The organism is Pseudomonas tolaasii NCPPB 2192, assembly GCF_002813445.1.
Taxonomy (GTDB): Bacteria; Pseudomonadota; Gammaproteobacteria; order Pseudomonadales; family Pseudomonadaceae; genus Aquipseudomonas; species Aquipseudomonas tolaasii.
Genome location: NZ_PHHD01000001.1, coordinates 4,447,356 through 4,465,563, shown reverse-complemented (window position 1 = coordinate 4,465,563; position 18,208 = coordinate 4,447,356). Strand labels below are relative to the sequence as shown.

Below are 18,208 nucleotides of genomic sequence, written 5' to 3'. Positions count from 1 at the left end.
CGCAGGCTCTCAAAAATGATCAAAACGCCGTATTACCTCATCGATAAACAGAAGCTTCTGGTCAACATGCAGAAGATTGCTTACGTGCGCGAGCAGTCCGGCGCCAAGGCGTTGCTGGCACTCAAGTGCTTTGCCACCTGGTCGGTGTTCGACCTGATGCAGCAATACATGGACGGCACCACCTCGTCTTCCCTGTATGAGCTCAAGCTCGGTCGCCAGAAGTTCGAAGGCGAGGCGCACGCCTACAGCGTGGCCTGGGCCGACGATGAAATCGAAGAGATGCTGGATAACTGCGACAAGATCATCTTCAACTCCATCAGCCAATTGCAGCGTTTTGCCGAACGCAGCGAAGGCAAGACCCGCGGCCTGCGCGTCAACCCGCAGGTGAGCAGCTCCGACTACCTGCTGGCCGACCCGGCGCGTCCGTTCAGCCGCCTGGGCGAATGGGACCCGGTGAAGATCGAAGGCGTGATCGATCAAATCTCCGGCTTCATGTTCCACAACAACTGCGAGAACGGCGATTTCAGCCTGTTCGACAAAATGCTGGGTGTGATTGAAGAACGCTTCGGCGCGCTGCTGCACAAGGTCGAGTGGGTCAGCCTCGGCGGCGGCATCCACTTCACCGGCGAAGACTACGCGGTGGACGCATTCTGCGCCCGCTTGAAGGCGTTCTCCGAGAAGTACGGCGTGCAGGTGTACCTGGAGCCGGGTGAAGCGGCGATCACCAACAGCGCTTCCCTGGAAGTCACCGTGCTCGACACCCTCTACAACGGCAAGAACCTCGCCGTGGTAGACAGCTCCATCGAAGCCCACCTGCTGGACCTGCTGATCTATCGCCTGAACGCCAAGCTGGCGCCAAGCGAGGGCGAACACACCTATATGGTGTGCGGCAAATCCTGCCTGGCCGGGGACATCTTCGGCGAATACCCATTTGATCGTCCGCTGGCCATCGGCGATCGGCTGTCGTTCATCGACACCGCAGGCTACACCATGGTCAAGAAAAACTGGTTCAACGGCCTGAAAATGCCGTCCATCGTAGTGAAACAACTCGACGGTACCGTCGAGGTGGTTCGTGAATTTGGTTACGACGACTACCTGTCCAGCCTTTCGTAAGCTGGCGGATAAAGGAGAGATAAAGCAATTGAAAAAGAACGTTCTTATCATTGGTGCAGGAGGTGTCGCCAAGGTGGTGGCCCACAAGTGCGCGCAGCACAACGACGAACTCGGTCGTATTGCTATCGCGTCGCGCAACATCTCCAAATGCCAGGCCATCATCGACAGCGTCAAGGCCAAGGGTAGCCTCAAGGTACCTGCGGACATCAAAGCCTTCGCGCTGAACGCCCTGGACGTGGAAGCGACCAAGGCCCTGATCCGCGAGACCGAATCGCAGATCGTCATCAACGTGGGTTCCGCGTTCCTGAACATGTCGGTACTGCGTGCCTGCATCGACACGGGCGTTGCCTACCTCGACACCGCCATCCACGAAGAGCCGGGCAAGGTCTGCGAGACCCCGCCGTGGTACGGCAACTACGAATGGAACCACCTGGAAGAGTGCAAACAGAAGAACATCACGGCCATTCTTGGCGTGGGCTTCGACCCGGGTGTGGTCAACGCGTATGCCGCGCTGGCAGCACAACAGCATTTTGACCGCATTGATTCGATCGACATTCTCGACGTCAATGCCGGCTCCCATGGCAAATACTTCGCCACCAATTTCGACCCGGAAATCAATTTCCGCGAGTTCACCGGGCAGGTGTGGAGCTGGCAGAACAGCCAGTGGACCAGCAACACCATGTTCGAAGTCAAACGCACCGACGACCTGCCGGTGGTCGGTTCGCAGAACCTTTACCTCACCGGCCACGATGAAGTGCACTCGCTGTCGAAAAACCTCGACGTGCCCAACGTGCGTTTCTGGATGAGCTTCGGCGAACACTACATCAACGTGTTCACCGTGCTGAAAAACCTCGGCCTGCTCTCCGAGAAGCCGGTCACTACCGCCGAAGGCCTGGAAGTCGTGCCGTTGAAACTGGTCAAGGCCGTGCTGCCCGACCCGTCTTCGCTGGCACCGGGCTACACCGGCAAGACCTGCATCGGCGACCTGGTCAAAGGCACCAAGGATGGCCAGTCGCGCGAGTTGTTCATCTACAACGTGGCGTGCCATGAAGAAGCCTTTGCCGAAACCGACAGCCAGGGCATTTCCTACACCGCAGGCGTGCCACCGGTGGCCGCTGCGCTGCTGGTCGCCCGTGGCGAATGGGATGTGATGCACATGGCCAACGTCGAGGAGCTGCCGGCCGAGCCGTTCCTCAAGGCACTGGACGTAATGGGCTTGCCGACCCGGATCAAGGATGAGCACGGTGATCGTGCGTGGGATGCGACTGCCTGAACAGGCGCTCGCTGACCTAAAAAATGCGCCCTCAGGGGCGCATTTTTTTCAGGTTGTTAAGGGTCGACCGACAGAAGCTTTCCACTGCAGGATTGAGTTCTCCAAACGCTCGATGGCTAGCAACGCGGATACCCTGTCATGCTCTGAGCACTCTTCACTTTGCGCATACGCACAGGCTTGTTCGAGAACGTTGGTGAGAGTACCCCTCATGAAAAATCCTGCTGATTTATTCCCCTTGAAGAGCTCAAGCACCTGTGCGAGCCATTGAAGCCAACGCACGATAAGCTGCAGATGCTCTATACCGAGCCCCCCGATAGCCAGAAGCGCAGCGCCAGCCGGTTGAAAGGCACGCGTCTCGTAGCTCAGCCCGTTAAGTGTCTGCTCAAGAACTTCCGGCAACGAGTTGTGTGCATGCTGGTGCAAACACTTGAGCAACGCTGAACGTACGTTGGTGTCGTCAGAATGATGAGCCAGCCATTCGTCATACTCACTGAGAATAAGCGCCTGTTTTTCCTCGCTGAACTTGTGGACATGACCTAGAAAAGCGGCACGTACATTCGTGTCTTCAGGATGGTCAGCCAACCATTCCCAATAAGCATCGAGTACCGATATCTGCTCCGTCACACTGAGCTTGTCGATGTGCTTGAGAAAACCGTTACGTACATTGGAATCGTCAGGGTGAACAGCAAGCCAGCTCACGTAGTCGCCAATAATGGCACCCTGCTCAATCTCACTGAATTTGCCAAGATGGGCCAGAAAACCATTGCGTACACCCATGTCCTCAGGATGCTCGGCTAACCATTGACGCAAATCATTGAGCGCCGCTGTGCAATCGGCCGGCGTAAGACGCTCAAGATGCATCATAAAGGCGACACGCACGTGAGTGTCACCAGGGTGTTGTGCGAGCCAGGCGCGAATGACATCTTTGCGAGAGACTACCGACCAGGCGCCACCATGAATCATCATCCAGTTGAGAAAAATGCTGCTGATTCTCGCGCCCTTGGTGTCGTCGAAGGCACGCCATATGTGATCCAGCATCCTGGCCTGCAACGAAGGCTGGTCCACAAGTGCGCTGCATAGACCCATTGCGCGACTCTGCTCGATGAAAAAATCGGCTGACTCCAGCAACTGCCGATAGGGCAACGACTGGGACAAACTGCGTACCTGTGTCGTAGAGCCCAGATAAAGGACATGGTAAGCCGCTAGCCAACTCTGCTCATCATTCAACGCTATTCGTTGCTGTAATGCCCCATTGATACACGGGGGTATTGGCACCGCACTACGTTTCCATATCCAGACAAGCTCACAGAGGTAACGCGTTTCCAGCGTGACAACATCGGCTGCACACCAGGCATTGGCCACGGCAGTGAGCAACGGTTCAGCCTCCGCTGCAGAAAATTCAAAAAGCGCTACCAGCGCTTGCGCCAGAGGTCGAGCCGCCATTGGAAAGCGCAAGCTGGCCTGCGCGATAGACCCGGTCACCGACCAATCGGCGGCAGGCCGTCGATCCCAGGCAGCCTGTGCAACCAGTGTATGCATCGTACGAACCACTCCGCCTTGGGAGGCGAAACCGGCAGGTGATTCCTCGATCTGAAACACCCCCCAGCCGTGAGCACTTTTCATTTGTGCCAGCCGCTCACCCACTTCTTCGTCATCACGAAACCACGGTGCCAGAAATGCCTTCAGTAGAAGTAGCGGGCACGCGCCATAGGCACGATTAAAGAACACCACGAGCCAAAGTGCTGCCACCTGCCACGGCAGCTCACGCCCCAGGACTGTCCGCGGCAATCGAACACCTTCTGCCAGGTTGTCCCATAACCCATCGATGATCTCGTCGAACGGGGTATTAGTGGCGGCAAGCATCGTCAACACCAGCAGTTCTTCATTACCCGATGACAGTTCCGTCATGTCCGACTTTGGATAAAAGCGAGCCAGAGTCAGGCGCTCGGTACCGTCAGGACGCTCCACTCGCCTGAGCGGCAACAACCGCAGACTGCTCAGTTGCTGACTGTATCGGTGCAGCAAGAACTCGGGTGTCGCAGCCAACACCACCATTCTCGGTCGCAACTTGGACAATTTATCCAGCACACGCGGCCAAAGGCTGGCAACCCCTAGCGGGTCATCCAGTACCAGCAACAAAGCCCGCTTGGGATCCTGCCGCCCTTGCAACGTGGCGACCACCGCAAGTACTTCTTCTTCGTCATTGACTGCAAAACGAGCGTCGATAGCAGTACAGATGCCTTCGTCCACCAACTGTGCCGCCACACGAAGTGCCAACGTGCTTTTGCCGCAACCTGGAGCACCTACCAGCAGCTGCAAGCGCAGTTTCTCTTGGAACTGGAGGCAATCGTTCAATGCGTTGCGCAGACCATCAACAACATCGCGTGTAATGCTGCGCTCGAAAAACCCTATGGTTGCGTCACTGCCATGCACAACATCCTGCCATTGCGGCCGACGTGCGACATAGCGCCTTTGGGGGAGTGTTCGCGATTGCTGCAGCACGGTGCGGTCAATTAATGGCAGGAACAGGCTTGAGCTCGCCTGTTCTCGACGGAAAGGATCGAGCCGATCATTCACATCGATTGGCCTTATCCCCAGTGGGGTAGCTGTCAATCGATCAATCTGCCCGCCCACGTAAGTGCTTGAAGGTGCAAGCCCCAGCAATGCATGTAAGCAGTGGATAATGTCCTGAGAGTTTTTGTCCGGTGCCAGCCAGTGCGCCCTGGCCAATGCATTCACGGCATCATCTTCGGCTGGCCAGAGTGCAGCCGTACTCACGACCGCTTCATCGGGTACAAACAAAACCTGCGTTGCTGACCAGAGCTCATCGAACAATTTTTTGAAGCCGAACGCTTTAGCCTCATCTTGCCATTGCGCAAGGTCGCTGCCCTTTGCGGCAGCTTGTTGAACAGTTCTTAAAAAATGCGCACGCACTTCAGTCTTTTTTTTCAATGCTCCTGGCAAGTCGCGGAACTCGGCGTAAGCAACGTCGCTAGTCACAAGGCGCAGACTCAGGCGCTCGCGCTGCGTGTCCGCTGTCCACAACCACTTAGGCGCAAAACCGGAAAAGACGGTGGCCAATTTAGCGGGTTCGGTCCAATCGTTACCTTGCTTGCATTGCCACAAGGTGATACCACCATTGGTGTCCAGCTCATCGATATCCTCCGCCCATTCATAACGTATCCACGCCGGAATCTGCGTACTGCATCCCTTGACGACGTGACCAATCAGCATGGATACCAGTCGCAATGTTGCAAAGGCACGCTGGTACTCGAAACCGGCCAGCGCTACGCGCCCACCTCGAGTGGCGGCCAAGCCCTTGAGGCGATCAAGGTCGATAGGGAATCCTTTCAAACAAGCCTCCAAGGCCCACGACAATAAAGGTAGTGCAGTATCGAGACGTGACAAGCGCCGAGAATTCTACTTGATTGGTCCGGATATAAAAGACTGCCAATTGGCAAAAGGCTATCAAAGCGAAATCGCCTGCAGGAACGCCTCGTACTCGGTGGCCCGTAGATGGTTCGTGTAAAAAAAAGGGCAACGCAACACAGGCCGGCCAGAATTTTTGTTATTCCAGGTTCCGCGCCGAGTTGCTCAGCGCCCTTGAACACTGCAACAACGCCGGTGCCAGCTGCCGTTCAGCATCCGCCCTGCTCCAGCGGCTGGTCGGCGCCACCACATGCACCGCCGCCACGGGGCGGCCGTTGGCGCCCAACACGGGCGCGCCGATGGTCATGTCACCCAGAAACAACTCCTGGCCATTCACGGCGTAACCCTGCTCACGCACCTGTTGCAGCGACGCCAGAATCTGGTCGACGTCCGTCAGCGTCTGGCTGGTGTGCGCCACGCGCTGGCTGTTCTCGATCAGCCCCAGCGCCTCATCCTGCGGCAACGCGCTCAAATACGCCCTGCCCGACGCCGTGCAGTACATCGGCACCCGAGAACCGATCGGCATATGCACCGGCACGAACCCGGAGCTTACAAAGCGCGCGATGTAGGTCATGTCGTAGCCCGCAGGCTCGGTGAGGCACGAGGTTTCGCCGGTCAGCCGGGTCAGTTCCGAAAGAAACGGGTTGGCCACCTCGATCAACGAATGCGCATCCAGATAGCTGAAGCCCAGCTCCAGCACCCGGGGTGTGAGTTGGTAATGCCGTGTGCGCGAGTGTTTCCGAAGGTAACCCAGGCTCTCGAGGGTAAACACCATGCGCTGGGCCGAGCTTTTGGTCATGCCGGCCGCCTCGGCCACCTCTGCAAGGCTCATGCTGCGGCGCTGGGCGCTGAATGCCTTGAGCACCGACAGGCCTTTTTCCAGGGATTGATTGTGCAGACTGTTGCGTTCTTCGGACATGGCGAACTCACGACGTTATTCGATCAGACGTGGCGGCATTTCTACCGCAAATCACAAAAATAGACCACTAAATATCGCATATCGATACGAATGGTTCATTTTGTCTATTTTGTATAGCGATAAACGATTTATATCAATCGAAATGGCACAGAGCTTGCGGTTTCATCGCCAGCCGCTCGCGGTACTGACTTTCCGTTTTCCTTCTGGAGTAACCCGATGAACAGTCTTCTGCCCTTGTTTCGCCGCCTTGCCTTCGGTGTGTGCGCCACGCTCTGCGTGACGGCCGTGCACGCAGAAAGTGCGTCCTCGTACAAAGTCGGTGCAACCGCCAGTGGTTCGCCGTTTACCTTCCTCGACATCAAGAGCAACAGCATTCAAGGGGTGATGGTTGACGTGGCCGAAGCCGTCGGCAAGGCCGGCGGGTTTACCAGCCAGATCGAGCAGACCAATTTCGCCGCGCTGATCCCCTCCCTCACCTCCGGCAAGCTGGACTTCATTGCCGCCGGCATGCTCAAGACCGAGGAGCGCACCAAGGTCGTCGATTTCAGCGCCCCGGTGTACGCCTACGGTGAAGGCCTGATCGTCAACGCCGATGACAACGCCGCCTACCCCGACCTTACGCCGCTGAAAGACCAGGTGGTCGGCGTGCAGGCCGGCACCGTGTTCTACGACCAGTTGAACAAACTCGGCATCTTCAAGGAGATCCGCACCTACGACTCCATTGGCGAGATGGTGCGCGACCTGTCCCTGGGCCGCATCAAGGCAGCCGTGGGCGACCAGCCAGTGGTGGCCTACCAGATCCGCCAAAAGCTGTTCAAAGGCGTGAAACTCGCCCCGGACTACAAGCCCACCAACGTCGGCGAAGTGTGCCTGGTGGTACGCAAGGGCGACGCCGACACCCTCAACCGCCTGAACACCGCCATCGCCGCCATCAAGGCCGACGGCACCCTCGACGCCATCCTCAAGAAGTGGGGGCTTGATACCCAGGTGCGCCCATGAACCTGAGTGAATTCCTGCAAAACGCCCAGGACTTCCTGCCGATTTTGCTGCAGGGCGCCTGGGTGACGATCCAGATCACCGTGCTGTCGTTCCTGCTCAGCAGTGCGATTGGTTTGGTGCTGGCGCTGCTCAAACTGTCGCCGATTCGTGCGCTGTCGTGGGCGGCCAGCACCATCATCAACGTGATTCGTGGCCTGCCGATCATCGTGCAGCTGTTCTACATCTACTTCGTGCTGCCGGACATGGGCGTGCACCTCACCGCGTTTTACGCGGGCGTGATCGGCATGGGCATCGCCTACTCGGCGTACCAGGCCGAAAACTTCCGCACCGGCATCATCGCGGTCGAACAGGGCCAGCGTGAAGCCGCCGAAGCGCTGGGCATGCGCTCGGTGCTGATGATGCGCCGGGTGATCTTGCCCCAGGCGTTTCGCATCGCGCTGCCGCCCTATGGCAACACGCTGGTGATGATGCTCAAGGATTCGTCGCTGGTGTCCACCATCACCGTGGCGGAGATGACCCGCCAGGGCCAACTGATCGCCTCGTCGACCTTTCAGAACATGACCGTCTACACCCTGGTCGCCCTGCTCTACCTGCTGATGAGCCTGCCGCTGGTGTATGGCCTGCGCCGCATGGAACAGCACCTGGGCCGGAGGAAAAAAGCATGATCGAGATTCGCCAACTGCAAAAACATTACGGCAGCCACCGTGTGCTGCACGGCGTGGACCTGGACGTGGCCAAGGGCGAAGTGGTGTGCCTGATCGGCCCGTCGGGCTCGGGCAAATCCACCCTGCTGCGCTGCATCAATGCGCTGGAAGCCTACGACGGCGGGCACATCAGCGTGTTCGGCGAAGCCGTGCAGCGCGGCAGCAAAACCGTGCACGCCCTGCGCAGCCGCATGGGCATGGTGTTCCAGCGCTTCAACCTGTTCCCCCACCGCACCGTGCTGGAAAACGTAATGGAAGGCCCGGTGTACGTCAAAGGTGAACCACCGAGGCAAGCCCGCGAGGAAGCCCTGGTGTTGCTGGAGAAAGTCGGCCTCAGCGCCAAGGCCGACGCCTACCCGGAACAACTGTCCGGCGGCCAGCAACAACGCGTGGCCATCGCCCGCGCCCTGGCGATGAAGCCCGATGCCATGCTGTTCGATGAACCCACCTCGGCGCTTGACCCCGAGCTGGTCGGCGACGTGCTGGCCGTTATGCGCACCCTCGCCGATGAAGGCATGACCATGATCGTGGTCACCCACGAAATGGGCTTCGCCCGCGAAGTCGCCGACCGCGTGTGCTTCCTGCACGGCGGCTACATCGTCGAGAGCGGCGCGGCCGAGCAGGTGCTGGGTAACCCGCAGCATCCGCGCACTCAAGACTTTTTGCGACGCGTGCTGCACCCCACCGGCGCTGTGCGGAGCCTGCCATGAAATCATTGTGGTCGGCGACGGCGCCGCAGGCGGTGCCCACGCCTGCGTTGAACGAATCGGTGAAGGTCGATGTGGCAATTGTCGGCGCCGGGTATACGGGGCTGTCCACGGCGCTGCATTTGGCCGAACGCGGGGTGAGCGTGTGTGTGCTGGAGGCCAATGAGCCGGGCTGGGGCGCGTCGGGGCGCAATGGCGGGCAGGTCAACCCCACGCTCAAATACGACCCCGAACAACTGGTGCAGATGTACGGGCCGGAACGGGCCGAGCCATTGATTGCCAGTGTGTCGAACTCGGCGGATCTGGTGTTCAAGCTGATCGAAAAGCACGGCATCGATTGCGCGCCCGTCCGCAAAGGCTGGATGCAGGTGTCGTACACCGAAAAAGGTGTGAACGGCTTGCACGCCCGGGCCGATCAATGGGCCCGTCGTGGTGTGCCGGTGCAACGGCTGGATGCGGCGGCGGTGGCCTCGCGCATGGGCAGTGAAGCCTTTGCCGGCGGCTGGCTGGATGGCCGCGCCGGGGCGATTCAGCCGTTGGCGTATGCCCGTGGCCTGGTCGGCGCGGCGTTGGCGGCAGGTGTGCGCATTCATGGGCAAAGCGCCGTGACCGGGTTGCAGCGCCAGGCATCGGGCTGGCAGTTACACACGGCGAGCGGCGCGCAAGTCAGCGCCGACCAGGTGGTGCTGGCCACCAACGGCTACAGCGGCAACCTGTGGCCGGGCATGGCGCAAAGCATTTTGGCGGCGAACAGTTTTATCGTCGCCACCAAGCCGTTGAGCGGGCGCGCAGCGGACAGCATCCTGCCGGGGCAGGAAACCGTGTCCACGGCGCAGCGCTTGTTGCTGTACTTTCGCAAGGACAGCCACGGCCGTTTGCTGATGGGCGGACGCGGGCTGTTCAACGACCCCACTGCACCGACGGATTTCGCACACCTGGAGCGCTCGCTGGCGTTGCTGTTTCCGCAACTGGAGCGGTTGGAGTTTGAATACCGCTGGGCGGGCCGCATCGCGATCACACGGGACTTTATGCCCCACGTTCACGAACCGGCGCCGGGGCTGACACTGGCCCTGGGCTGCAATGGTCGCGGCATCGCCTTGTGTACCAGCCTGGGTCAGCAACTGGCCGGAAGGTTGTGCGAGCGCAACGCCGAGTTCGCCTACCCGGTGACGCCGCTGCAGCGCTTGCCCATGCATGGGCTGCAACGGTTTTACATTGGCGCGGGCGTGGCCTGGTACAGCCTGCTGGATCGGCTCGCGCTGTAACCGTTATCGCCCGTCAGGAATATTCTCCGGCGCCCAGGCGTTATATCGGCGAATATTCCTGACATCAGGCCCTACGGAAGACAGCCCATGAAAAACACCCTCGCGACTGCCTGCTTTATCGTTCCGCTCCTGTGCACCAGCCTTGCAATGGCCGACACGCTCAAGCCCACCAAAACCTCCCACGCCGACGTCGCCGGCAGCATTTTTTCCCGCGCCGACGCGGTCAAAAGTGTGCCCGGCGAGCCCAAAACCGTCGACGTGGTCACCCATGAATCAGCGGACAAAGCCTTCCAGACCGGCATGTACAAATCCGGCCCCATGCGCGAAGAACTGGGCGCGCCGGGCACGCCGTATGAAGAGTTTTTATACTTCACCGCCGGCGGCGTGACCCTGACCTCCAGTGACGGCACGGTGATGACCGTGAAGGCTGGCGAGTCGGTATCGATTCCCAAGGGCTGGACCGGCGTGTTCGAAACCAAGGGCTACGAGAAGATCTACGCGATCTACGATGTGGCAGCCACCCAAAAATAACCGTGAAAACCAATCAAACGTGTGGGAGCTGGCTTGCCTGCAATAGCGGCGAGCCAGGATTGACACGGCTGGCTGAAACACTGCAATCGCAGGCAAGCCAGCTCCCACAGAGATCGTCACCGCTCGGAGTTTTCCCACAGCGGTTTCAGGTTGTCGCTCGGAACCTCGCTGACTAACCTCGCCAACGTCGTTGCCAATTCAGCGACCGGATTTGACCGTCCGACTTCAAAAGAGCAACTGTGCCAACACCGATCTTGGGCGTTTTTTCTATGCCTGATGTATCTTGTCGCGGCAGCTGTACGCGGGATACCTTCGGGTATGCCGGTTTTGCTCCTTTTGGCCGGTCGGTCAACCCGCGTATAGCTGCCACCCTATTTCGTTTGACCGCGGATCGTGGCAGCTCCATTTATAAAGGAGCTTCACCATGATTAAAGACAGCCCAAATCCCCCAAGCCATCAAGACTTCGATACCAGCATCCTGCACGAAGTGGCTTGCCGCGCGATCGACCACTACCTGAATCCCGGCAAATCCCTACCTGTACCCAGCGAAGGCCTCTTCACCGTGCGCGCTGATCTGGGCACGGAAACCCTGTTGGTCAACGCATCACAGGACCTGGCGTCCATCTGCGATATCGCCAGCCATATGGCTTTTGAAATAGAGGGCTCCCAACGCAATGTCGCGCTGGGCATTTGCCGCATGTTGGAAGGAGTGCAGTTGCTGGTGGACAAGGCACTGAATATGGCCCACCCAACTGTTTGAGAAAATGGCCGTTCCCACGCTTCGCGTGGGAACGGCCATTATAAAACTCAGCTTTTAATTCGTGGCGGTTGTACTGCCGGGGCTAGGCCCTTCGGTAAAAGTGTAATTGATTACGGTGTTGTCCCTGATCAAAACATCCAGGGTTTTCTGAGTGCCTGTGTTAGTGACCTTCATGGTAACGATATAACTCTGAGCATGAGCCGAACCGTTCACATAAGTGTAAACCCACTTTTCGTCCGTTTCGTTCACTGGGCTTTTGGCAAAAGGCTCACCAAAAAGCGCCTTGAGCTCGTTAGCCGTCGTTTTCCCTTTGACGATGCTTGAGACATTTGCTGAAGGAAAGTCTTTGCCACTCGTATAGTGGGACGTTGCACAGCCACTCAGTAAAATGGCGACGACCATTGCAGCCAATACGTGTTTCATATCCATCCTTGATGACGTTATTTTCCGCAGCATAAACCGACCAAAAAGCAAAATGCCATCATCTATTAGCATTTCTTGATAAAAACCTGTCCCTCAATGGCGCAACGATCATTTCCCTTCTGAGTGGTTACGATCCAAACACCAGACAATGGACGAGCTAAAGCGCCTGAGCTATCTTCGAGCGCTATATCGAAAGCCCAAACTAGGAAGTTACCGCTTGAGCACGTCGCCCCTATTGCGAGGCCGCACCTTTGCCCTTCTCGCGGGCATCGCCTTTATTGCCGTGGACCAGTGGGTCAAGTTGCTGGCCTTGGTTTCACTGTCCGCCCACAGCTTCAAAATCGGCGTCACCCCGTTCAACCTCGCGTTGGAACTGAGCCTGAATCCCGGCGCATTCCTGAGCTTGGGCGCCGCTCTTCCCCCTAAGGCTAAACAACTGATTTTTATTGTGGGGGTTGCCGTTGTGGTGGTCTGGGCAATGTGGTGGTCGCTGTCAAACTGGAGCCAACCACTGCGCAAAGTGTTGCCGCTGTACGCCATTGCCTTGGGCGGCATCGCCAACCTGATTGACCGTGTATTCCGGGATGGCCATGTTGTGGACTACATGGTGCTGAACGTCGGGCCGACGCATACCGGCGTGTTTAATATTGCCGATATTGCGATTACTGCCGGGGCGTTGTTCTTGATGATGGATTTGTTTTTGAAACCTAAGACTCAAAGAGATCGCTAACCCCAGTTGTTACGGGCATGCCCGCGAGTGTGGTGTGCCAGCCAATTAATGCATAGCTGACACATCGCCTTCGCGGGCAAGCCCGCTCCCACAGGGGAAATGTGTAGCTGGTAGATTGCATTTCAGCAGATTGATTACATCACACTTCAAAACACCGACCAGCCAATCCGCTCGCTCAGCAACTCCAGCGCCTTCATCCCCGCGAGCGAGTTCCCCGCCGTATTCAGCTCCGGCGACCACACGCACACCGTGAATTGCCCCGGCACCACCGCGACGATCCCGCCGCCGACCCCGCTCTTGCCCGGCAAGCCCACCCGATAGGCAAAATTGCCCGCCTCGTCGTACAGGCCGCTGGTGGCCATGATCGAGTTGACTTGCTTGGTTTGGCGCGCGGTGAGGATTTGCTCGCCGCTGTGGGCGCTCACGCCTTCGTTGGCCAGGAAGCTGAAGGCGCGGGCCAGGTCCAGGCAGCTCATCTGCAGCGCGCAATAGTTGAAATAACTGTGCAGCACCGCGTCCACGTCATTGTGGAAGTTGCCGAACGATTTCATCAGGTAAGCCATGGCCGCGTTGCGCGCGCCATGCTGGGCTTCGGACTCGGCGACGATGCTGTTGACCAGGATCTGCGGGTTGCCCGACAGGCGCCGCACGAAGTCGCGCATCGACAGAATCGGCACGGCGAAGCGGGACTGGTTGATGTCGCAGATCACCAGCGCACCCGCGTTGATGAACGGGTTACGCGGGCGGCCGCGTTCGAATTCCAGCTGCACCATGGAGTTGAACGGCTGCCCCGAAGGCTCGTGGCCCAGGCGCTCCCAGATGGTTTCGCCGCCGTGGTCGATGGCCTGTACCAGGCTGAATACCTTGGAAATACTCTGCACCGAGAACAGGGTGTCGGCATCGCCTGCGCAATAGGCCGAGCCGTCGTTGCCGTAGACGGCAATGCCGAGTTGATTGGCCGGCACGTCGGCCAGCGCGGGAATGTAGTCGGCGACTTTGCCGAGGCCGATCAGTGGGCGCACTTCGTCGAGGATCGACTCCAGCAGCGCCTGCATGTCTTGTCCTGTCATCTGTCTTTGAATCGGTGATAAGCGGGGCGCGGAGGATACCTCAAAGCCGCCGGTCAGACAGGAATGGGTCGTGTCGCCTGGACCGAGCCACACCTCGGTCAACTGTGGGAGCTGGCTTGCCTGCGATGGCGGCTGGCCAGTTACTCCACCAGTGCCTGATGTACCGCTATCGCAGGCAAGCCGGCTCCCACAGGAGATTGCGGCAATTCATCTTAAAAATACGCCACATCCGACACGCGCTCATCCAGCACATCCTGCGCCAGGGCCCAGGCGCGGTCTTTGGATTCGACCACCAGCAGCGGGTAGCCCCAGGCCTTGCCGAAGGTCGCGGCAAAGGGTTTGAGCGCCAGGCGTTTGGCCGCGCTGGGTTCCACCTGGATCATGCCTTTGACGAACGCACGCAGCGCCTGTTTGTTTTTCTTCATCCAGATCGAGGCGTGTTTGCGCTCTTCGTGGGAGTGTTCGTGGTTGTTCTCGTCCACGGCCTTTTCGTGCAGCAGCATGAACGGCTGTTGGCGCGCCAGCAGGTTTTCGAAGACCCGGAAGGCATCGTCCGGACCGTCTTCGTTGGGGGCGTCGAAGACGATTTTCACCACGGGAAAAGTTGAACTGTCGAGTCGCATGGCAAAGCTCCTGAATGAGAGTGGATCTCACTATAGTGATCGCGCCACTGGACGGCATTGCACAAAATAGCCAGTATGTTTCGCAATTCAGCCAAAATACGAAACCCGCATGAAACGCCACCGCCTCGATATGCGTGACCCGCAGATGTCCAAAGACGCCGACCTGATCCCCCGCGCGGTGGTGGCCGTGGGCGCGACCAGCACCGCCGAAAGCTGGGAGCATGAGCAGCATTCCCATCGCAAGGCGCAGTTGATGTACACCCTGCGCGGGGTCATTCACTGTGAGATCGAGGCCGGCATCTGGATCGTGCCGCCGCAATGCGCGCTGTGGATTCCCGGCGGCATGTCCCATGCGGCACGGGGCTCGGGCGAGGCAGAGGTTTATTGCCTGTTGATCGACCCCGACGCCTCCAGCGCCCTGCCCCCGCAATGCTGCACCCTCGGCGTTTCAGGTTTGTTGCACGAACTGATCAGCAAGGCCGTGAGTTTCCCGCAGCTGTATGACGAGCATGGCGCTCAGGGCCGCCTGATCAACACGTTGCTGGATGAACTGGCCGACGCGCCTATCGAAGGCCTGCACCTGCCCATGCCCCAGGACGCCCGGTTGCGCCGTCTGGCCGACAGCCTGCTCGCCGACCCCGGCGACAAGTCCACCCTGGGCCAGTGGGCCGTGCGCATCGGCATGAGCGAGCGCAGCATGACCCGCTTGTTGCTGGAGGAATTGGGCTTGAGTTTCGGGCGCTGGCGCCGGCAGTTGCATGTGATCCTGTCACTGCAACGCCTGGCCAGGGGGGAAAGCGTGCAGCGCGTGGCGCTGGACCTCGGTTATGAAAATGCCAGCGGCTTTATCACCATGTTCCGCAAGGCCGTGGGCCAGCCGCCGGCGCGCTACCTGGCGGATCGCGGTGTCACCACCGGCAACGCCGGGCAGCCCGGTATCGCGATGGTCGAAGCGCCCGACCAACGCCGGGCAGCGCTGCCAGCCGACAGGCTCACCGAGCCCGCGTGAAGCGTTTTCAATACTAAAAATGCGTATTTCTGATAGTTAAGCACAATATGATTCTTTATTTTAATAATTAGGTTAGAACCAATCAGCCTTTTACAAGGCGCGCCGCTAGACCTACTTTTGACTTCGATGACCGACCCCTTGCCCGGTGGAGGTGTTAATCCCTGCCTGATCAAGGAACTGACCATGAGCGTTGAATTCATCGGCTATATCGGCGGCCACCACTCTTCCGAAATTCACCCGCGCAGCGGCCCGGTGCTGCAACCCGAGTATGTGGAAACCGTGGCCCGCGCCCATGAAGCCGCCGGTTTCGACCGCGCTCTGGTGGCCTTCCACTCCAACAGCCCCGACAGCACGCTGATCGCTTCCCACGCGGCCAGCGTGACCCAAAAGCTGCAGTTTCTGATCGCCCATCGCCCGGGGTTTGCCCAGCCGACCCTGGCCGCGCGGCAGTTCACTACGCTGGATGTATTCAATGGCGGCCGCACCGCCGTGCACATCATCACGGGTGGCGACGACCGTGAGTTGCGCGCCGACGGCAGCCATATCGGCAAGGATGAACGCTACGCGCGCACCGACGAGTACCTCAGCGTATTGCGTCAGGAATGGACCAGTGAAAAGCCCTTCGACTTTGCCGGCAAGTACTACCAGGTCGAAGGCGCGCATTCGACGGTGAAGTCACCGCAGCAACCGCATATTCCGCTGTACTTTGGCGGCTCATCGGCCGCCGCGATTGCCGTGGCGGGCAAGCATGCCGATGTGTACGCGCTGTGGGGTGAAACCTATGAACAGGTGCGCGAAACCGTGACCCGGGTGCGCGCCGAGGCGGCCAGATATGGGCGCACGGTTCGCTTCAGTTTGTCGCTGCGCCCCATCCTCGCCGAAACCGAGGAGCTGGCGTGGGCGCGTGCCGACAGCATCTTGCAACAGGCCACCGCATTGGCCGAGAAAACCGGCTTTGTACGGCGTGAACCGCCAAATGAAGGCTCGCGCCGTTTGCTCGCCGCCGCCGCGCAGGGCTCTCGACTGGACAAGCGCCTGTGGACCGGCATCGCCGGGCTGCTCGGTGCCCAAGGTAATTCCACTGCCTTGGTCGGCACCGCCGAACAAGTCGCCGACGCGCTGCTGGACTACTACGACCTGGGCATCACCACGTTCCTGATACGTGGCTTCGACCCGCTCAATGACGCGATCGATTACGGCAAGCGCCTGATCCCGTTGACCCGCCAACGGGTCGCCGAACGCGAGCGCCAGACCGCCACACAAGTGGCCTGACGCCTGACGCGGTGGGCGTTAATTCAGCACCACCGCACCCTGCGTGGCCGGTGCCGCCACCGGGCTGCCACTGGCAACGAAGTCTTCCTTGCGCAAGATCACCAGGGCAATCAGCGAAACCACGCCGGTGGCCACATAGAAATACCACGGCGAGGTGATATCGCCTGTCACCTTGATCAGCCAGGTGGAAATCAGCGGCGCACTGCCGCCAAACACCGCGACCGGCACGTTATACGCCACGGCAATCCCGGTGGAGCGGATGCGCGTGGGCAGCAGCTCGCTCATCAGCGCATAGGTGGACGAGGCATACAGCCCGAACAGGATCGCCACGGCCATCAGCGGTGCGAAGAACGTCGCAGGCGTGGCTGTGGGAGCGATCTTGAACAACCAGAACATTGCCAGCGTGGCCAGGGTGCCGACCACCATCAGAAACGGCTTGCGCCCGTATTTGTCGGTAAATGCGCCGCCAAACGGCATCACAAAAGCCGCCGAGAAGCTGGCAACGAACACGTAGAGCAAGGTGGTGCCGCTGTCGAACTTGAGGATCTTGGCCATGTAGGTCGAGGCGAAGGTCAGCACCAGATAGAAGATCGAGCTGTGCAAGGTAATGATGAAGAACACCAGGGCAATCGCACGTTTCCATTGCCAGACCTCACGCAGCGGCGCGCGGGAGGTTTGCCCGGCCCGTTGCAGGGCGAGGAACTCCGGGCTGTCTTCCAGCTTGAGGCGGATGTACATGGAGATAAAGCCCAGGGGTGCGGCGATCAGGAATGGCACGCGCCACGCCCATTCCTGCATCACGTCGGCGCCCAGCAACCAGGTCATACCGTTGGCCACGGCGCCGCCGAGCAACAGGCCGAGCACCGCAGTCACCATCAGCCAGCAGGTGGCAAACCCCCGGCGGCCGGGGCCGGCGTATTCGGAGATAAAGCTGGTGACGGTGCCGATTTCGCCACCGGCCGAGAAGCCCTGCACGCAACGCACCAGAATCAACAGGATGGGTGCGGCAATGCCCAGCGTGGCGTACGTCGGCAACAGGCCGAGCAGCACCGTAGAGCCGGTCATCATCACCAGTGCCATGATCAGGGTTTTGCGTCGGCCGATCTTGTCGGCCAGCGGGCCGAAAAACAGCCCGCCCAACGGCCGGATGAAGAAGCTCAAGGCAAACGCGGCGAAGCTCGCCAGCAGGCTGGTGGTGGGGTCGTCGGAAACGAAAAACGCCTGGCCGATGTACACGGCGAGAAAGCCGTAGACGCCGTAGTCGTACCACTCGATCAAGTGGCCGGAGGTGGCACCGAGAAACGCACGGCGCCGCTTGCGGACCGTGTCTTGCGCGTGATTGCCCATCGAAGGGACTCCTTGTCGTGTATCAATCCATGAA

17 protein-coding genes are annotated in these 18,208 nt (G+C 59.4%); 11 read left to right on the top strand and 6 right to left on the bottom strand.

All coding sequences use genetic code 11. From position 1 onward, the window contains the following. Positions 1–15 precede the first annotated feature (15 nt). The gene (locus tag ATI14_RS20740; protein WP_016970508.1) at positions 16–1,113 is read left to right on the top strand and encodes a carboxynorspermidine decarboxylase; all 1,098 of its coding nucleotides are present in this window, start codon (positions 16–18) and stop codon (positions 1,111–1,113) included. 28 nt (positions 1,114–1,141) lie between these two features. After that, positions 1,142–2,386 carry a saccharopine dehydrogenase family protein gene (locus tag ATI14_RS20735; RefSeq protein WP_016970507.1) on the top strand — a complete coding sequence of 415 codons (1,245 nt, stop codon included), beginning with the start codon at positions 1,142–1,144 and terminating at the stop codon, positions 2,384–2,386. A 48-nt stretch (positions 2,387–2,434) separates the two neighbouring features. Here the strand turns inward: ATI14_RS20735 and ATI14_RS20730 are convergent, their stop codons facing one another. Further along, positions 2,435–5,740: an ATP-binding protein gene (locus ATI14_RS20730; protein WP_080520695.1), complete on the bottom strand. Its 3,306-nt coding sequence runs from the start codon at positions 5,738–5,740 to the stop codon at positions 2,435–2,437. A gap of 214 nt (positions 5,741–5,954) precedes the next feature. Further along, positions 5,955–6,734: an IclR family transcriptional regulator gene (locus ATI14_RS20725; protein WP_016970504.1), complete on the bottom strand. Its 780-nt coding sequence runs from the start codon at positions 6,732–6,734 to the stop codon at positions 5,955–5,957. 216 nt (positions 6,735–6,950) lie between these two features. Here ATI14_RS20725 and ATI14_RS20720 point away from each other — a divergent pair, with 216 nt between their 5' ends. The 6 genes from ATI14_RS20720 to ATI14_RS20690 all read left to right on the top strand — a co-directional run bounded on the left by ATI14_RS20720 (position 6,951) and on the right by ATI14_RS20690 (position 11,700). Beyond that, positions 6,951–7,733, top strand: a complete 783-nt coding sequence (locus ATI14_RS20720) for an ABC transporter substrate-binding protein (protein WP_080520694.1) — start codon at positions 6,951–6,953, stop codon at positions 7,731–7,733. Further along, positions 7,730–8,398 carry an amino acid ABC transporter permease gene (locus ATI14_RS20715; protein WP_016970502.1) on the top strand — a complete coding sequence of 223 codons (669 nt, stop codon included), beginning with the start codon at positions 7,730–7,732 and terminating at the stop codon, positions 8,396–8,398. Before ATI14_RS20720 ends, ATI14_RS20715 begins: the two co-directional genes overlap by 4 nt. Further along, complete coding sequence (locus ATI14_RS20710; protein WP_016970501.1) at positions 8,395–9,147, top strand: amino acid ABC transporter ATP-binding protein; 753 nt, start codon at positions 8,395–8,397, stop codon at positions 9,145–9,147. Before ATI14_RS20715 ends, ATI14_RS20710 begins: the two co-directional genes overlap by 4 nt. Further along, the gene (locus tag ATI14_RS20705; protein WP_016970500.1) at positions 9,144–10,409 is read left to right on the top strand and encodes an NAD(P)/FAD-dependent oxidoreductase; all 1,266 of its coding nucleotides are present in this window, start codon (positions 9,144–9,146) and stop codon (positions 10,407–10,409) included. Before ATI14_RS20710 ends, ATI14_RS20705 begins: the two co-directional genes overlap by 4 nt. Positions 10,410–10,496: 87 nt before the next feature. Beyond that, positions 10,497–10,940: a cupin domain-containing protein gene (locus ATI14_RS20700; RefSeq protein ID WP_016970499.1), complete on the top strand. Its 444-nt coding sequence runs from the start codon at positions 10,497–10,499 to the stop codon at positions 10,938–10,940. 424 nt (positions 10,941–11,364) lie between these two features. Beyond that, on the top strand, positions 11,365–11,700 hold the full coding sequence (locus ATI14_RS20690; protein WP_016970498.1) for a DUF6124 family protein: 336 nt from the start codon (positions 11,365–11,367) through the stop codon (positions 11,698–11,700). 54 nt (positions 11,701–11,754) lie between these two features. On the opposite strand, the gene ATI14_RS20685 is transcribed toward ATI14_RS20690, so the two are convergent. Then, positions 11,755–12,123, bottom strand: a complete 369-nt coding sequence (locus ATI14_RS20685) for a hypothetical protein (protein WP_031319677.1) — start codon at positions 12,121–12,123, stop codon at positions 11,755–11,757. A gap of 217 nt (positions 12,124–12,340) precedes the next feature. Here ATI14_RS20685 and ATI14_RS20680 point away from each other — a divergent pair, with 217 nt between their 5' ends. Next, entirely contained in the window at positions 12,341–12,853 is a 513-nt protein-coding gene (locus ATI14_RS20680) for a signal peptidase II (RefSeq protein WP_031319675.1), read from the top strand. Positions 12,854–12,999: 146 nt separating this feature from the next. Here ATI14_RS20680 and glsB read toward each other — a convergent pair whose 3' ends face one another. Both glsB and ATI14_RS20670 read right to left on the bottom strand, forming a co-directional pair. Further along, positions 13,000–13,908 carry a glutaminase B gene (gene glsB / locus ATI14_RS20675; protein WP_016970495.1) on the bottom strand — a complete coding sequence of 303 codons (909 nt, stop codon included), beginning with the start codon at positions 13,906–13,908 and terminating at the stop codon, positions 13,000–13,002. A 227-nt stretch (positions 13,909–14,135) separates the two neighbouring features. Next, a complete protein-coding gene (locus ATI14_RS20670) occupies positions 14,136–14,546 on the bottom strand; it encodes a hypothetical protein (protein ID WP_016970494.1) in 411 nt (136 codons plus the stop codon). Positions 14,547–14,655: 109 nt separating this feature from the next. Between ATI14_RS20670 and ATI14_RS20665 the strand changes: the two genes are divergently transcribed. Both ATI14_RS20665 and ATI14_RS20660 read left to right on the top strand, forming a co-directional pair. Continuing rightward, positions 14,656–15,555 (top strand): AraC family transcriptional regulator, encoded by a 900-nt coding sequence (locus ATI14_RS20665; protein WP_016970493.1) that lies wholly within the window; start codon positions 14,656–14,658, stop codon positions 15,553–15,555. A gap of 183 nt (positions 15,556–15,738) precedes the next feature. Next, positions 15,739–16,827 (top strand): LLM class flavin-dependent oxidoreductase, encoded by a 1,089-nt coding sequence (locus ATI14_RS20660; RefSeq protein WP_016970492.1) that lies wholly within the window; start codon positions 15,739–15,741, stop codon positions 16,825–16,827. 18 nt (positions 16,828–16,845) lie between these two features. Here ATI14_RS20660 and ATI14_RS20655 read toward each other — a convergent pair whose 3' ends face one another. Beyond that, positions 16,846–18,174 (bottom strand): MFS transporter, encoded by a 1,329-nt coding sequence (locus tag ATI14_RS20655; protein WP_016970491.1) that lies wholly within the window; start codon positions 18,172–18,174, stop codon positions 16,846–16,848. Between the last annotated feature and the right edge of the window lie 34 nt (positions 18,175–18,208).

Coding starts and splice junctions, on each gene's coding strand:
- ATI14_RS20705 (WP_016970500.1), top strand. CDS start 9,144: ATGAAATCATTGTGGTCGGCGACGGCGCCGCAGGCGGTGCCCACGCCT.
- ATI14_RS20720 (WP_080520694.1), top strand. CDS start 6,951: ATGAACAGTCTTCTGCCCTTGTTTCGCCGCCTTGCCTTCGGTGTGTGC.
- glsB (WP_016970495.1), bottom strand. CDS start 13,908: ATGCAGGCGCTGCTGGAGTCGATCCTCGACGAAGTGCGCCCACTGATC.
- ATI14_RS20655 (WP_016970491.1), bottom strand. CDS start 18,174: ATGGGCAATCACGCGCAAGACACGGTCCGCAAGCGGCGCCGTGCGTTT.
- ATI14_RS20670 (WP_016970494.1), bottom strand. CDS start 14,546: ATGCGACTCGACAGTTCAACTTTTCCCGTGGTGAAAATCGTCTTCGAC.
- ATI14_RS20690 (WP_016970498.1), top strand. CDS start 11,365: ATGATTAAAGACAGCCCAAATCCCCCAAGCCATCAAGACTTCGATACC.
- ATI14_RS20710 (WP_016970501.1), top strand. CDS start 8,395: ATGATCGAGATTCGCCAACTGCAAAAACATTACGGCAGCCACCGTGTG.
- ATI14_RS20740 (WP_016970508.1), top strand. CDS start 16: ATGATCAAAACGCCGTATTACCTCATCGATAAACAGAAGCTTCTGGTC.
- ATI14_RS20665 (WP_016970493.1), top strand. CDS start 14,656: ATGAAACGCCACCGCCTCGATATGCGTGACCCGCAGATGTCCAAAGAC.
- ATI14_RS20660 (WP_016970492.1), top strand. CDS start 15,739: ATGAGCGTTGAATTCATCGGCTATATCGGCGGCCACCACTCTTCCGAA.
- ATI14_RS20715 (WP_016970502.1), top strand. CDS start 7,730: ATGAACCTGAGTGAATTCCTGCAAAACGCCCAGGACTTCCTGCCGATT.
- ATI14_RS20685 (WP_031319677.1), bottom strand. CDS start 12,123: ATGAAACACGTATTGGCTGCAATGGTCGTCGCCATTTTACTGAGTGGC.
- ATI14_RS20700 (WP_016970499.1), top strand. CDS start 10,497: ATGAAAAACACCCTCGCGACTGCCTGCTTTATCGTTCCGCTCCTGTGC.
- ATI14_RS20725 (WP_016970504.1), bottom strand. CDS start 6,734: ATGTCCGAAGAACGCAACAGTCTGCACAATCAATCCCTGGAAAAAGGC.